Origin of the sequence: Parvibaculum sp., from assembly GCF_002684405.1 — a bacterium.
Classification (GTDB): Bacteria; Pseudomonadota; Alphaproteobacteria; order Parvibaculales; family Parvibaculaceae; genus Parvibaculum.
Genome location: NZ_NYVD01000117.1, coordinates 1 through 13,642 on the forward strand (window position 1 = coordinate 1; position 13,642 = coordinate 13,642).

Annotated in this window: 14 protein-coding genes and 1 tRNA gene; 4 read left to right on the plus strand and 11 right to left on the minus strand. The window is 62.5% G+C overall.

All coding sequences use genetic code 11. The annotated features are described in order from the left end of the window. The 3 genes from CMI59_RS10835 to CMI59_RS10845 form a co-directional block, all read right to left on the minus strand. A partial coding sequence (locus CMI59_RS10835) for a biotin carboxylase N-terminal domain-containing protein (RefSeq protein WP_293328275.1) occupies positions 1 to 962 on the minus strand: 962 nt, incomplete at its 3' end. An 11-nt stretch (positions 963 to 973) separates the two neighbouring features. After that, complete coding sequence (locus CMI59_RS10840; RefSeq protein WP_293328276.1) at positions 974 to 2,566, minus strand: carboxyl transferase domain-containing protein; 1,593 nt, start codon at positions 2,564 to 2,566, stop codon at positions 974 to 976. A 12-nt stretch (positions 2,567 to 2,578) separates the two neighbouring features. Next, positions 2,579 to 3,751, minus strand: coding sequence for an isovaleryl-CoA dehydrogenase (locus CMI59_RS10845; RefSeq protein WP_293328277.1), 1,173 nt, complete (start codon positions 3,749 to 3,751; stop codon positions 2,579 to 2,581). A gap of 139 nt (positions 3,752 to 3,890) precedes the next feature. Between CMI59_RS10845 and CMI59_RS10850 the strand changes: the two genes are divergently transcribed. Together CMI59_RS10850 and CMI59_RS10855 are read left to right on the plus strand one after the other, a co-directional pair. Next, entirely contained in the window at positions 3,891 to 4,487 is a 597-nt protein-coding gene (locus tag CMI59_RS10850) for a TetR/AcrR family transcriptional regulator (RefSeq protein WP_293328278.1), read from the plus strand. Between the two features lie 7 nt (positions 4,488 to 4,494). Continuing rightward, positions 4,495 to 4,896, plus strand: a complete 402-nt coding sequence (locus CMI59_RS10855) for a nuclear transport factor 2 family protein (RefSeq protein WP_293328279.1) — start codon at positions 4,495 to 4,497, stop codon at positions 4,894 to 4,896. Between the two features lie 3 nt (positions 4,897 to 4,899). Here the strand turns inward: CMI59_RS10855 and CMI59_RS10860 are convergent, their stop codons facing one another. Then, positions 4,900 to 6,090 carry an acetyl-CoA C-acyltransferase gene (locus tag CMI59_RS10860; RefSeq protein WP_293328280.1) on the minus strand — a complete coding sequence of 397 codons (1,191 nt, stop codon included), beginning with the start codon at positions 6,088 to 6,090 and terminating at the stop codon, positions 4,900 to 4,902. A 90-nt stretch (positions 6,091 to 6,180) separates the two neighbouring features. Between CMI59_RS10860 and CMI59_RS10865 the strand changes: the two genes are divergently transcribed. After that, positions 6,181 to 7,089 carry a phosphatase PAP2 family protein gene (locus CMI59_RS10865; RefSeq protein WP_293328281.1) on the plus strand — a complete coding sequence of 303 codons (909 nt, stop codon included), beginning with the start codon at positions 6,181 to 6,183 and terminating at the stop codon, positions 7,087 to 7,089. Positions 7,090 to 7,128: 39 nt separating this feature from the next. Here CMI59_RS10865 and CMI59_RS10870 read toward each other — a convergent pair whose 3' ends face one another. From CMI59_RS10870 to CMI59_RS10895, 6 genes are all read right to left on the minus strand, one after another. Beyond that, entirely contained in the window at positions 7,129 to 8,118 is a 990-nt protein-coding gene (locus CMI59_RS10870) for a kelch repeat-containing protein (protein ID WP_293328282.1), read from the minus strand. A 93-nt stretch (positions 8,119 to 8,211) separates the two neighbouring features. Further along, positions 8,212 to 9,594, minus strand: a complete 1,383-nt coding sequence (gene mgtE / locus CMI59_RS10875) for a magnesium transporter (RefSeq protein WP_293328283.1) — start codon at positions 9,592 to 9,594, stop codon at positions 8,212 to 8,214. A gap of 160 nt (positions 9,595 to 9,754) precedes the next feature. Continuing rightward, a tRNA-Leu gene (locus tag CMI59_RS10880) sits at positions 9,755 to 9,841 on the minus strand. Positions 9,842 to 9,944: 103 nt separating this feature from the next. Next, a complete protein-coding gene (locus CMI59_RS10885; protein WP_293328284.1) occupies positions 9,945 to 10,778 on the minus strand; it encodes a phosphoadenylyl-sulfate reductase in 834 nt (277 codons plus the stop codon). Further along, complete coding sequence (locus tag CMI59_RS10890) at positions 10,775 to 11,335, minus strand: NAD(P)-dependent oxidoreductase (RefSeq protein ID WP_293328285.1); 561 nt, start codon at positions 11,333 to 11,335, stop codon at positions 10,775 to 10,777. The genes CMI59_RS10885 and CMI59_RS10890 overlap by 4 nt, the downstream gene beginning before the upstream one ends. A 171-nt stretch (positions 11,336 to 11,506) precedes the next feature. Next, complete coding sequence (locus CMI59_RS10895; RefSeq protein WP_293328286.1) at positions 11,507 to 11,755, minus strand: FliM/FliN family flagellar motor switch protein; 249 nt, start codon at positions 11,753 to 11,755, stop codon at positions 11,507 to 11,509. Positions 11,756 to 11,818: 63 nt separating this feature from the next. Here CMI59_RS10895 and lipB point away from each other — a divergent pair, with 63 nt between their 5' ends. Beyond that, positions 11,819 to 12,514 carry a lipoyl(octanoyl) transferase LipB gene (gene lipB / locus CMI59_RS10900; protein ID WP_293328287.1) on the plus strand — a complete coding sequence of 232 codons (696 nt, stop codon included), beginning with the start codon at positions 11,819 to 11,821 and terminating at the stop codon, positions 12,512 to 12,514. Here lipB and CMI59_RS10905 read toward each other — a convergent pair. Further along, positions 12,511 to 13,542, minus strand: coding sequence for a polymer-forming cytoskeletal protein (locus tag CMI59_RS10905; RefSeq protein ID WP_293328288.1), 1,032 nt, complete (start codon positions 13,540 to 13,542; stop codon positions 12,511 to 12,513). The genes lipB and CMI59_RS10905 overlap by 4 nt on opposite strands. Positions 13,543 to 13,642 lie beyond the last annotated feature (100 nt).

The window sequence follows — 13,642 nt, forward strand, 5'->3', positions numbered from 1 at the left end:
GCGACGCGGAGCTGCCATTCGACGAGGTCCTGCCCGGTGATCGCTTCCGTTACGGGATGCTCCACCTGAAGCCGTGTATTCATCTCCATGAAGAAGAAACGATCCCTGGAGAGACCGTTGGAGCCGTCCGCGATGAACTCGATCGTTCCCGCCCCACGGTAGCCGATGGCAAGCGCGGCCTTCACCGCCGCATCGCTCATCGCATCGCGCATGTCGGACGGCATGCCTGGCGCGGGCGCCTCCTCGATCACCTTCTGGTGGCGGCGCTGAAGCGAGCAGTCGCGCTCCCAGAGCGACACCGCATTGCCGTGACCGTCCGCGAAGACCTGCACCTCGATATGGCGCGGGCTCGTCACGAATTTCTCGATCAGCACACGTTCATCACTAAACGCGGAACTCGCCTCGCGCTGTGCGGACTTCAAAGCCTTGGCGAAATCGTCGGCTGCATCCACGCGGCGCATGCCCTTGCCGCCGCCACCCGCAACCGCCTTGATAAGCACCGGATAGCCGATGCGCTCCGCTTCGCCCGCGAGAAATTCCGGGTCCTGATTGTCGCCGTGATAGCCGGGCACGACAGGCACGTCCGCCTTTTCCATCAGCGCCTTGGCAGCGTCCTTGAGCCCCATGGCGCGGATCGCCTCCGCCGGCGGCCCGACGAAGATAATGCCCGCTTCCACACAAGCCTCGGCAAAGGCTGCGTTCTCCGACAGGAAACCGTAGCCCGGATGGATCGCCTCCGCGCCGGTGAGCTTCGCCGCCTCGATGATCTTTTCAGGACGAAGGTAGCTTTCCGCCGCCGCTGCCGGACCGATATGCACGGCCTCGTCGGCTTCCGCCACATGATAGGCATTCGCGTCGGCATCCGAATAGACCGCGATGGTGCGCAGGCCCATCGCCCGCGCGGTGCGGATGACACGGACAGCGATTTCGCCGCGATTGGCGATGAGAAGAGAGTTGAACATGGATCGCTGCCTCACATCCTGAAGACGCCGAACTTCGTGTCCGGCACGGGCGCATTGAGCGTGGCTGAGAAGGCGAGCGCCAGCACGCGGCGCGTCTCGGAAGGCGCGATGATGCCATCATCCCAGAGCCGCGCTGTCGCGAAATAGGGATGTCCCTCTTCCTCATACTTCTCACGGATCGGCGCCTTGAAGGCTTCCGCCTCTTCCTCCGTCCATTTCTCGGCATCGCGATGCACGGTTGCCAGCACGCTGGCCGCCTGTTCACCGCCCATGACGGAGATGCGTGCATTCGGCCAGGTGAAGAGGAAACGCGGGGAATAGGCGCGTCCGCACATGCCGTAATTGCCCGCGCCATAGGAACCGCCGATCACCAGCGTGATCTTCGGCACATTGGCGCACGCCACGGCGGTCACGAGCTTCGCGCCATCCTTGGCAATGCCGCCCGTTTCGTATTCGCGGCCGACCATGAAGCCCGCAATGTTCTGCAGGAAGAGAAGCGGGATTTTCCGCTGCGCGCAAAGCTCGATGAAATGCGCGCCCTTGAGCGCCGATTCCGAAAACAGGATGCCGTTATTCGCGACGATCCCGACCGGAATGCCGTGCAGATGCGCAAAGCCGCAAACCAGCGTCGTGCCGTAGAGCTTCTTGAACTCGTCGAAGGCCGAGCCGTCCACCAGCCGCGCAATCACCTCGCGCACATCATATTGCACGGAGAGCGAGGACGGCACCACGCCGTCGAGTTCCGCCATGTCGTAAAGCGGGGCTACCGGCTCTTTCAGCGGAATGTCGATGGACTTCTTGCGGTTGAGCGTGGACGCGATCTGCCGGGCAAGCGCCAGCGCATGCGCATCGTCCACCGCGTAGTGGTCCGTAACGCCTGACTTGCGCGAATGCACATCCGCGCCGCCCAGATCTTCGGCGGTCACGATTTCGCCCGTCGCCGCCTTCACCAGCGGCGGACCGCCCAGAAAAATCGTGCCCTGATTGCGCACGATGATCGTCTCGTCGGACATGGCCGGCACATAGGCCCCACCCGCCGTACAGGACCCCATGACGACCGCGACCTGCGGAATGCCCGCAGCGGACATGCGCGCCTGATTGTAGAAGATGCGGCCGAAATGCTCGCGGTCGGGGAAGATGTCGGCCTGGTTCGGCAGGTTCGCCCCGCCTGAATCCACGAGGTAGAAGCAAGGCAGATTGTTTTCCAGCGCCACTTCCTGCGCGCGTAGATGCTTCTTCACCGTGACCGGGTAATAGGTGCCGCCCTTGATCGTCGCATCATTGCAGACGATGACGCATTCCTGCCCCGCCACACGGCCGATACCGGTGATGATGCCCGCCGCATTGATGTCCTCTCCATAAAGGCCATGCGCGGCCATGGGCGAGAGTTCCAGAAACGGCGTGCCCGGATCGATGAGCCCGTACACCCGTTCGCGCGGCAGCATCTTGCCGCGCTTCACATGCCGCTCGCGCGAACGCTCATCGCCGCCCAGCGCTGCCTTTTCGCGCTGCGCGTTGAGATCGGCGGTGAGCGCCGCCATCGCCTCGGCATTCGCCTTGAACTTGTCGTCGCGCGTGGAGACGCCGCTTTGCAGGATGGACATGGCCCGCCTCCCTTACGCCGTCTCGTTGAAGAGTTCGCGACCGATCAGCATGCGGCGGATTTCGCTCGTACCCGCGCCGATCTCGTAAAGCTTCGCGTCGCGCAGCAGCCGGCCCGTCGGGTAATCGTTGATATAGCCGTTACCGCCCAGCGTCTGGATCGCTTCGAGCGCCATCCAGGTCGCTTTCTCGGCGGCATAAAGGATCGCACCCGCCGCGTCCTTGCGCGTGGTCTGACCGCGGTCGCAGGCCTTGGCGACGGCATAGACATAGGCCCGGCAGGCATTCATGGTCGAATACATATCGGCGAGTTTGCCCTGCATGAGCTGGAAATTGCCGATGGGCTCACCGAACTGCTTGCGCTCATGCACATAAGGGATCACCGCGTCCATGCAGGCCTGCATGATGCCGAGCGGCCCGGCGGAAAGCACGGCGCGCTCATAGTCGAGACCGGACATCAGCACGCGCACGCCTTCATTAAGCTTGCCGACGATATTCTCCTCCGGCACCTCGCAATCCTCGAAAACGAGTTCGGCGGTGCTGGAGCCGCGCATACCGAGCTTGTCGAGCTTCTGCGCCGGGCTGAACCCCTTCATCCCCTTTTCGATGATGAAGGGCGTAATGCCGCGCGGGCCGCCTTGCGGATCGGTCTTGGCATAGACGATCAGCACCTCGGCGTCCGGGCCGTTGGTGATCCACATCTTGTTGCCATTGAGGATGTAGCGGTCGCCCTTCTTCTCCGCCTTGAGCTTCATGGAGACGACATCGGACCCCGCCCCCGGCTCCGACATGGCGAGCGCGCCGACATGCTCGCCGGTCATCAGCTTTGGCAGATATTTGCGCTTCTGCGCATCCGAGCCGCAGCGGCGGAGCTGGTTCACGCAGAGATTGGAATGCGCGCCATAGGAAAGGCCGACGCTCGCCGAGCCGCGGCTGATCTCCTCCATCGCCACGACATGCTCCAGATAGCCGAGCCCCGTGCCGCCATATTCCTCTTCCACCGTCATGCCCAGAAGGCCCAGCTCGCCCATCTGCGGCCAGAGATCGCGCGGGAATTCGTTCGTCTTGTCGATCTCGTCGGCGCGAGGGGTGATCTTGTCGGCCGTAAAGGCGCGCACCGTGTCGCGGATCGCGTCGGCCGTCTCGCCGAGGTCGAAATCGAGCGAGGGGTATTCATTGGGCAGCATGGAAGCCTCTCCTCACAGAATGCCGGATCGACCGCGGCGGTCGGCGGGATTACGCATTTGACCGGCAGCCATCATTCCTTATTATAAAAACGAACATACGTTCTTTTATTTTTCGCCGCAAGCGGGGAACCCGTCCGAAATGTCCAGAACCGCCGGCTCATCTGGCGCCAAGACGCTGGCCGCGATCCGCGAGGCCGGGCTCCAGCTTATCTACGAACATGGCTATGAAGCGATGACACTGCGCCGCCTCGCCCGGAAGGTCGGGCTGCAGCCGGGGTCGCTCTACAATCACATCGCGACCAAGCAGGAGCTGCTGTTCGACCTCATCCACAATCACATGATTACCCTCATGGAGAGCCTGGACAAGGCGCTGGAAGGCCATACGAACCCTGTGGAGAGCCTCAAGGCGTTCACCGCCTTCCACCTCACCTATCACATCGAGAGAAAGCGGGAGGTCTTCATCGGCTCGGCGGAGCTGAGAAGCCTCGACCCGGAAAACCGCGAGATCATCGTCGGCCTGCGCCGAACCTATGAAGACCGTCTCTGCGCCATTCTGGAGGCAGGTGTCGCCTCGGGCGACTTCATCGCGGAAGACGTTCGGGTGGCCGCCTATGCCATACTCGCCATGCTGACCGGCATCTGCACATGGTACGATCCGGGCGGCCGCATCGACCGGAAAGCGCTGATCCGCATCCATGAGCAACTGGTGCTCGACGGCGTGACAAAAAACAGGTGAGGACCCCATGTCGAAAAGCCCCGCAGCCGAGAAGTTTCTCAGCCTCTGGTATGCCTATATCGAAAACCACGATCCGGCCCTGCTGGACAAACTCGTGGCGGAAAAGACCGGCATCTCCTCCCCCGCCTTCTTCGCGCCGAAATACGACCGCCCCTATGTGATGGCGATCCTGCGCGCCGTGGCCGAAGGATTACAGGACTTCGAATACACGAAGGAATGGTTCGACGGGAACGAGATGATCCTGGAATTCGAGGGCCGTCTCGGCGACACGAAGCTCAAGGGCATCGACCGCATCACTGTGAACGAAAACGGGCAGATGGAACATATCGAGGTTCTCATCCGCCCGTTGAACGGTTTGGTCGCACTGGCCGAGCATGTGAAGGCCGCACTGACGAAAGCGGCCTCCTAGACCTCAGAGACGTTCGACCGCCAGAGCCGTCGCTTCACCGCCGCCAATGCAGAGCGAGGCGACGCCCTTCTTCGCATCTTTCTGCTTCATCGCATTGAGCAGCGTCACGATGATGCGCGCGCCCGACGCACCGATCGGGTGGCCCAGCGCACAGGCACCGCCATAGACGTTCATATTGTCGTGGCGAATATCGAGTTCGCGCATCGCCGCCATGGCGACCACGGCAAAGGCCTCGTTGATTTCCCACAGATCGACATCGCCGGTTTTCCACCCGGTCTTTTCCATCAGCGTTTCGATGGCGCCCACCGGCGCGGTGGTGAACCATTCCGGCGCGCGGGCGTGGGAAGCATGGCCGCGAATGACGGCGAGCGGTTTCAGCCCGCGCCGTTCCGCCTCCGACATCTTCATCATGACGAGCGCCGCCGCGCCGTCCGAGATCGATGACGAGTTCGCCGCCGTCACCGACCCACCTGCCGCAAAGGCCGGCTTCAGTGTCGGGATCTTGGCTGGATCGGACTTGTCCGGCTGCTCGTCGCCCGTCACCTCCACCGAGCCCTTTTTCGACTTCACTTCCACCGGCACGATTTCATGGGAAAAGGAGCCGTCGTGATTGGCCTCACGCGCCCGCTTCAGCGATTCGATGGAATAGGCGTCCTGCATCTCGCGGTTGAACTGATAGTGCTTTGCCGTCTCCTCGGCGAAATGGCCCATCAGATAGCCGTCATAGGCGTTTTCCAGCCCATCGAGGAACATATGATCCTTCACTTCCGCATGGCCGAGCCGCATGCCGCCGCGCGCCTTGGGCAGGAGATACGGTGCGTTGGACATGCTCTCCATGCCGCCGGCCACGATCACCGCGCCATTGCCCAGCGCCAGCGCGTCATGCGCCTGCATCACGGCTTTCATGCCGGAGCCGCACACCTTGCTCACCGTGGTGCAGGGTGTGCTTTCATCGAGCTTCGCGCCCAGCGCCGCTTGGCGCGCCGGAGCCTGACCGACGCCCGCCGTCAGCACGCAGCCCATCAGCACCTCGTCCACCGCCGTATGGCTGAGACCGGCCTTCTCGCAGGCCGCCTCGATCGCTGTCGCGCCGAGTTCCGGCGCCTTGAAACTCGAGAGCGCGCCCTGAAAACCGCCCATGGGCGTGCGCGCAGCGCTGACGATGACGATGGGATCCTTGCTCGCGTCTGACATTTCCGCTTCCCGTGTTTATTATGGCCGCCGGGCTCCCGGCGATGATTGTTCGCCGGGGAGGATAGGAGAGATGGGGAGAGAGAAAAAGCCTTGTACAGCATTCTTCACGATATGAACTGGGTCCTTCCGCTGCGGAACGACCTCGCGACAAACATATTTTACGGCTTCACCTTTCTCGGCTACGCCCCCTTCTTCCTCATCTTCCTGCCCATCGGCTATTGGCTATGGGACCGGGATATGTTCACCCGCCTCGTCGTCCTGATCGGCCTGACTGCGGTTCTCAATGGCTGGTTGAAGGATTTCTGGCAGGACCCGCGCCCGGCAGCCCGGTTTCAGCTCGATGCCGACCGCGTCGCGGATTCCTACGGGCGCCCGTCGGGCCATGCCCAGGTTGCCGTCGCCATGTGGTTCTGGCTTGCCTGGGAAATGCGACGCCCATGGGCGTGGGCCGCAGCGGCCTTCATTGCCTCCGGCGTCATTTTCAGCCGCCTCTATCTCGGCGTGCACGACATCGACGACGTGCTGGCCGGCACCATCCTCGGCTTCATCACGCTCGGTATCTTCGCCTGGCTGGTCAGCGAGCGCGTCATCGCCTTCATCCGCAGTCTGCCCGCGGGCTTTGAATTCGCCGTCATCATCGTCTCGATCCCGGCCCTCTGGATCATCTGGCCCAATGGCGAAAATCCCGCACCGATCGCCAGCGTTCTCTTCCTGTTGCTGGGCTGGTTCGCCGGCGCGGCGCTGGACAAAAAGGCCGCCCCGCATAAGCCGGTCCTTCCCGCCTGGTGGCTCCAGATCGTCATGGCTATCGGCGGCACGCTGGGTCTCTTTGCGCTGCGTGCCGGTGCGACGAAACTGGTGGTGGCAACAGACCTCGGCCACCCCGTCGCGGGGCTGGCGGTATCGGCCCTGCTCGGTTTCTACGCCACCGGCATCGCACCCTGGATATTCCGCAAGCTCGGCCTGATGAAACCGGGCGCATCTCACGCCAAGGCATAGGGCGGCACGGCGGCGGCCTTCACCTTTCCGGCTTTCGGATTACTTGGCCGTGGAGAAAATTTCCACGACATCGCTCTCGGTGAACACCGAATAGAAACCGGCGCCGGGGCTGCCGCCCGCAACGACGAGTTTGCCGTCATCAGCTGCCGCGACCGCGCCATGACGTGGCGTCGGCAGCGCGACGGACTTGCGCCAGCCCGCCTGCCCGTCCAGGTCCATCACATAATGGTCGCCATGCGTTTTGGGCGGATCGCGCTGTTCGCCGCCCAATACGTGAATGGCATTGCCGAGAACGACCGCGACATGGCCCGCGCGGGGCGACGGCAGGTCGGGACCGCGCGACCAGCTTCCCTTGTCGACATCGAAAATATCGACACGCGACATGGCGTTGCCCGAGGCGGAAAGCCCGCCAATGACATAGATGCGGTTGCCCACCGCCACATAAGCGGCCTCCACCCTCGGTGCGGGAATAGCGGCACCCGTATTCGACCATTTGTTTTCAGCCGGATCGTAAGCGGTGACACGGGCCGCATCGGGTCCCTTGCCGCCAATCGCGTAAAGCTTGTCATCGACCGCGACGAGACCATGCCCCACACGCGGCGCGGGCATCGACGCACCATCCACCCAGGTGCCGATACGCGGATTGAAAATCCACAAGGACCGGCTCGGACCGCCCGACTTTTCGGGATGCGCCTTGTTCGACTTGTAGCCGCCGGACACATAGACGCGACCGTCAAGCGCCGCCGCCGCGGCCTGCTGCACGCCCGCGGGCATTGCCGAGGTCGATCGCCAGAAATTACCTTTGAGGTCGAAGATTGTCGTATCCGAACGCGGGCCTGCGATCGCATCGCCGCCCAGCACATAAAGCTCGTCGCCCAGCAACGCACTGGCGGCCATGACGCGGCCATTGAGCATGGGCGCGCCTTCCGTCCAGCCGTCGGCATTGGCCTGCATACCGGTAGCGGCCAAAAGGACAAACGCCGTAATCCCGCTCGACACCAAACGAGCGATACGCCGGATCCGGGTCATCTTTTCTCCTTCCCCTGCCTCACAATTGCCGGAACGCCCGAACCGCTCTCCCCCCAAAAGAAATGCAATATCCGGCATCCGCGCCCCGCAAGCCTAGTTGAAGAGGAACAGGGCTGCGAGCCCCAGAAAGGCAAAAAACCCGACCACATCTGTCACCGTCGTCAGGAAAACGGCGGAAGACACAGCCGGGTCCACTCCTATCTTGTCGAGACCTATCGGGATCAGGATGCCGGCGAGCCCCGCCGCCACGAGATTGATGATCATCGCCGCTGCGATAATCATCCCCAGCGCAGGGTTCTCGAACCAGAGCCCGCCAATGCCCCCCATCAGCAGCGCGAACATGATGCCGTTCAGAAAACCGACCATCACTTCGCGCGTCACGATACGCGACGCATTGAAGGGCACGAGATCCTTCGTCGCCAATGCGCGCACCGCCACCGTCATCGTCTGCGTGCCTGCATTGCCTCCCATGGAGGCGACGATGGGCATCAACACGGCCAGCGCAACCATCTGCGAAATCGTACCGTCGAAAAGCCCGATGACCGCCGAGGCCAGAATGGCCGTCAGCAGATTGAGGAACAGCCATGAGAAACGGCTGCGCGTCGTCTGAATGACCGTATCGGAAATCGCTTCCTCGCCGACACCGCCGAGACGCCGAATATCTTCCGTCGCCTCCTCGGTGATGACTTCAACGATGTCGTCCACCGTGATCACACCGACAAGGCGCTCGTCCTCATCCACCACGGCAGCCGAGATAAGGTCGTATTTGCTGAACAGCAGCGCCACATCTTCCTGGTCCATCGCGACCGGAATGAGCGTCTGTTCTTCCTCCATGACTTCCGACATCTTGACGGGACGCCTGGTGCGCATGACGCGCGACAAGGGCACCGTCCCCACCGGCTTGTAGCCGGGATCGACGACGAAGATTTCGTAGAACTCATCGGGAAGCTGCTCAGCCTCGCGCAGATAGTCGATCGTCTGGCCGATGTCCCAGAACGGCGGCACAGCGACCAGCTCGCGCTGCATGAGACGGCCGGCGGAGTATTCGGGATATTCCAGCGACTTTTCCAGAACCGCCCTGTCGGTCGCCGGGAGCTGTTCGAGAATTTCGCGCTGGTCGTGCGCATCCATGTCCTCGAGCAGATAGACCGCATCGTCGGAATCCATTTCGGCGACGGCCGATGCGATCACACTCGGATCGAGCATCTCCATCACGTCGTCGCGGACGGATTCGTCGAGTTCGTGAAGCGTTTCCGGGTTGAGGTCGGAGCCGAGCATCTCGACAAGCGCATGACGCTCGTCCTGACGCACCAGTTCCAGCAACTCGGCAAGGTCGGCCGGTCTGAGTTCGAGAACCAGCGAGCGCACCTTCTCCTTATCGGCGCGATCGATCGCATCGACCACCGCGCGGACAAAGGCCGGGCTCAAAAGATCGTCTGGTTCTTCCGTATCAGTCCTGGTCGCCAGATCTGCCAAGCGGGCACCTCCTGATCACTCAAACACGGGCGCGGACGCGGCAAAGCGAATCCGACGCATAAGCGTGCAGAGTGTGCGCTATTTGGCGATTGCCTGCCAGCCGGTAGGCGCCGGCGGCGAATAGAAGGGAGGACCGGAAATCCGACAGGTCCGAAGGACATGGTGCGGTCGAGAAGACTCGAACTTCCACGGGTTTTACCCCACAGCGACCTCAACGCTGCGCGTCTACCAATTCCGCCACGACCGCGCACGCATGTCCCAGACCAGATTCCGTTCTGGAGAGCCGCCCATGTAACAAATCCCTGACGGCTACTCAAGCGGCAAAATGCATCCGAACGCACAAGTTGGGATTAAATGCCGTCGCCGTCGGTATTGGTGACCGGAAGATGGATACCGCACTCGTCCTTGTCCTGCCCGGCCCAGCGCCCGTCGCGATAGGACCCGCCCTCGGGCACACGTTCCGTGCAGGGCATGCAGCCGATGGACAGATAGCCGTCCTTCACCAGCGGATGGCGCGGCAGCCGGTATTCGTCCAGATAGGCCTCCAGCTTCTCCTGGTCCCAATCCGCCAGCGGATTGAGCTTGAAGCGGGTGCCCAGCACGGCCGATTTGGCCTCTCCCGGCGCGCCAGTACCCCGGATCGCCTCTTCCTCGATCTTGTGCATGGCGGAGCGGGCGCTTGTCTGGAAGCGCTTCCGGCCCGTGATCGACATATCCACGCCCTTGAGGGCGCGCTCCAGCGGCAGCACCTTGCGGATATGGCAGCACTGGTCCGGATTGGCGTTCCACAGACCGCCCTGGGGGTCATCGGCCTTCAGGTCGTCGGGATGCGGGCCAATGGCGCGCAAATCCGCAAGCCCCAGCTTTTCCTGCAGCCGGTCGCGATAGCGCAGCGTCTCGCCGAAGAGCTTTCCCGTATTGAGAAAGATGACCGGCGTCGTCGGGTCGATCTGCGAAATCATGTGGAGCAGCACGGCCGATTCCGCCCCGAAGGAGGATACGGCGGCAATACGGCCCTGAAACTCGCGCTGGATCATAACCTCGAGAAGCTCCTGCGGCGCAAGACTCTCATAGGCGTCGCGCAATGCGCGCAGACGTTCCGACGTGACAGGCTCGGCATCCATCACCGCGGCCTGCCGGTCGGTCAGCCCCGTGCTTTTTCTCGTAAGGTCGAGTGCGGTCATGACAACCAGCCTTTCTCGTCGATAAGGGCGTCGGTCCGGCGTCCGAGTTCGGCAATGCCTGTTCCTTCGTCCCGCCACATCTCTCGCTGGCGGGCCAGTTCGTCGAGCCGCCCGCCCCACTCTGGCCCGAATTTTTCAGCCAGATAGCGCTTCAGCCGGCGTGCCAGACCCGGCGACTTGCCGCCCGTCGAAACGGTGAGCGTAAGATCGCCACGCCGCAGCATGGAGGGCACATGAAAATCGCAGAGCGCCCGGCGGTCTTCCGTATTCACAAGGGCGCCTGCCTCCCGCGCCGCTCTGGCCAGTTTCGCAGACTCGTCTTCCTCGAGACCCGCAATGAAAACCACGCCCGCCGTCTTCAGCGCCTCCGCCGAGGGCCGCCCGCCACGCAACCTGTCGCCAATCGCCTCGGCATAGTCCGGCGCCGGATCGCGTGCATAAACATCCAGCCGCACCGCACCGGCGTCATCCAGCAGGCGCAGCCGGCGTTGGGCATCCTCGCCCTCTCCGATCAGCACGATCTTCACGCTGGCGGTATCGATCAGGATCGGAAACATGGACGCCCGGCCTCCTGCTAAACTCCAATTCCCCAAAGAGATATGGAACCGGAGAAAATAATTCAAGAAGATAACGTATTATACAAATAATAACATAAATATTATGTTCTTTTTGCGCGCAAAAAAGGGCCGCGCCCGGCCCTTCCACTCGAATCCGGGGCGTTTAGCGCCCTAATCGGCTTGCTGGCTGATCAGTTCCGTGACCGAAATGGCGATCCGCTCGCCCTCCACGACGATCTGGCCCCTCGCAATCGGGATATTGTTGGCGAGGAGGAGGACATCGTCCTCATGGCGTGTATTGAGTTCGATCACCGCGCCGCGGCCCATCTTCAGCAATTGCTGAATTGGCAAGGTGGTCTTGCCAAGTACCACCGATAGTTCGACAAAGACCTTGTTGACGGAGTTCATTTTCGCGCCCATTAGCTTATCTGCCCCGTAGAGGAGCACCACCCGGAGCACAAATTCGCATGGCGGAGTTACCTCGTGGTTAACCAGACGAACAGCCAGACCCTTTCAGCCGACACACCATCCGAAGTGGAATGGCGCGTATCGGACACGCCCGTGCCCTATGAAGAGGCCGTCGCCGTCATGGAAGAGCGCGCGGCAGCCATTGCCGCCGGCGAGGCGCCGGAGCTGGTCTGGCTGCGGGAGCATCCGCCGCTCTACACCGCCGGCACCAGCGCCGATGAGCGCGACCTGCTGACGCCCGGCCGCTTCCCGGTCTTCAAGACGGGCCGTGGCGGCCAGTACACCTATCACGGTCCCGGCCAGCGCGTGGCTTACGTCATGCTGGATCTGAAACGCCGCAAGCCGGATGTCCGCGCCTATGTGCAGGATCTGGAGCGATGGCTCATCGCCGCGCTGGAACGGTTCAACGTGAAGGGCGAAATCCGCGAGGATCGCGTCGGCGTCTGGGTCCGCCGCCCTGAAAAGGGACCGGGCCGCGAAGACAAGATCGCCGCCATTGGCGTACGCCTGCGCCGCTGGGTGACGTTTCACGGCATCAGCCTGAACGTCGATCCCGATCTCGATCACTTCACCGGTATCGTGCCCTGCGGCATCAGCCAGCATGGCGTGACGAGCCTCGCCGATCTCGGGCATCTCGTCTCGATCCCGGAAGTCGACATGGTGCTGCGAGAGACCTTCGATGAGGTTTTCGGCGATAACGAGAACGCCTAAGGCAAATCCGCCTGCTTCATCCCCAGCACGATAGACCCGATCCCCGCGGTCACGATAGCAAGCCAGAAAAGGCCGCCCGCAATCGGCATGGAAAGCGCCACCCAGAACACGAATGTTGCAATGGCAACGCCGATAATGCGACCCAGCGCGCCCTCGCCCACCGCACCGAGCTTCGACCAGACAAAGGCGCCAGCCGCGACGATCGAAGTGATGAACCCTGCGATCACGCCGAGCGGCCACAACAGGATCAGAATGAAAGCCGCCGGAATGCCGACAATCGTCAACGCAACGGCGACTGCAAGAACCGGCACGCCGATGATCCAGGCCAGGCCGAAGAGAAAGGCGAGCAGCGGGTTGTCGCTAAACCCGTCGCACAGACGCGCGCTCCCCTCCGGTGACAGCAGGGCGAAGATCGCCGCGAGAATGCCGAATATGACCGCGCCGCCTGCCGAGACGCGATAGCCCGGCGCGGACCATTCCGACCGGCTCCGCTCTTCCCATTCGCGCGGCAGTTGCCGGTCACCCGGTATGGCCCGCGGGGCGGGACGCGGTTCGGCCTCCTCGGACGACCAGGCGTTTTCGCTCACTTTGCCGGAAACTTCCGCCCCCGGATCGATTTCAGCCCGCGAGGCAGCGTAATAGTTCACATCTCCGCCGATCTTCGCATCCGGTCCGAGCGTCAGCTTGCTGCCATAGAATGTGACATTGCCGTTGACCACACCGTTGATGAGCGCATCCTGCGAGCGGATGGAAACATCGCCATCGACCCTGCCGCTCATCGCGACGCGCCGCGCGGCAACCCAGACGTTCCCGTCGATAACGGCATCCGGCGTCAAAATCACGGTCTCGGCCAGCACATTGAGATCGCGGTCCGTCTTGCGCGAGAAGGTCACTTCCTGCCCGGTCAGGAACAGAGCGTCGTCCGTTCCCCATTCATAGCCTTTCTGGGCCGCATGAGCAGCACCGCCCGGCAAGGCGGACAGAACCGGCAGGATCATCAGCAACAGGGCCAGCAGAAACGCGCGCATCGTCGGTCCTTTCAGCTCGTGACGCTCAACCCGAACTATAGGCACAAGCGCCGCATATGAAAAAGGGCGCCCGAAAGCGCCCTTTTTTGTGCTTCTCGAA

What these genes read in the sequence shown, in the direction of transcription:
- CMI59_RS10905 (WP_293328288.1), bottom strand. Translation starts at nt 13,542, where the DNA reads ATGCGCGCGTTTCTGCTGGCCCTGTTGCTGATGATCCTGCCGGTTCTG.
- CMI59_RS10860 (WP_293328280.1), bottom strand. Translation starts at nt 6,090, where the DNA reads ATGTCAGACGCGAGCAAGGATCCCATCGTCATCGTCAGCGCTGCGCGC.
- CMI59_RS10845 (WP_293328277.1), bottom strand. Translation starts at nt 3,751, where the DNA reads ATGCTGCCCAATGAATACCCCTCGCTCGATTTCGACCTCGGCGAGACG.
- CMI59_RS10890 (WP_293328285.1), bottom strand. Translation starts at nt 11,335, where the DNA reads ATGTTTCCGATCCTGATCGATACCGCCAGCGTGAAGATCGTGCTGATC.
- CMI59_RS10885 (WP_293328284.1), bottom strand. Translation starts at nt 10,778, where the DNA reads ATGACCGCACTCGACCTTACGAGAAAAAGCACGGGGCTGACCGACCGG.
- CMI59_RS10870 (WP_293328282.1), bottom strand. Translation starts at nt 8,118, where the DNA reads ATGACCCGGATCCGGCGTATCGCTCGTTTGGTGTCGAGCGGGATTACG.
- CMI59_RS10855 (WP_293328279.1), top strand. Translation starts at nt 4,495, where the DNA reads ATGTCGAAAAGCCCCGCAGCCGAGAAGTTTCTCAGCCTCTGGTATGCC.
- CMI59_RS10840 (WP_293328276.1), bottom strand. Translation starts at nt 2,566, where the DNA reads ATGTCCATCCTGCAAAGCGGCGTCTCCACGCGCGACGACAAGTTCAAG.
- CMI59_RS10895 (WP_293328286.1), bottom strand. Translation starts at nt 11,755, where the DNA reads ATGGGCGCGAAAATGAACTCCGTCAACAAGGTCTTTGTCGAACTATCG.
- CMI59_RS10850 (WP_293328278.1), top strand. Translation starts at nt 3,891, where the DNA reads ATGTCCAGAACCGCCGGCTCATCTGGCGCCAAGACGCTGGCCGCGATC.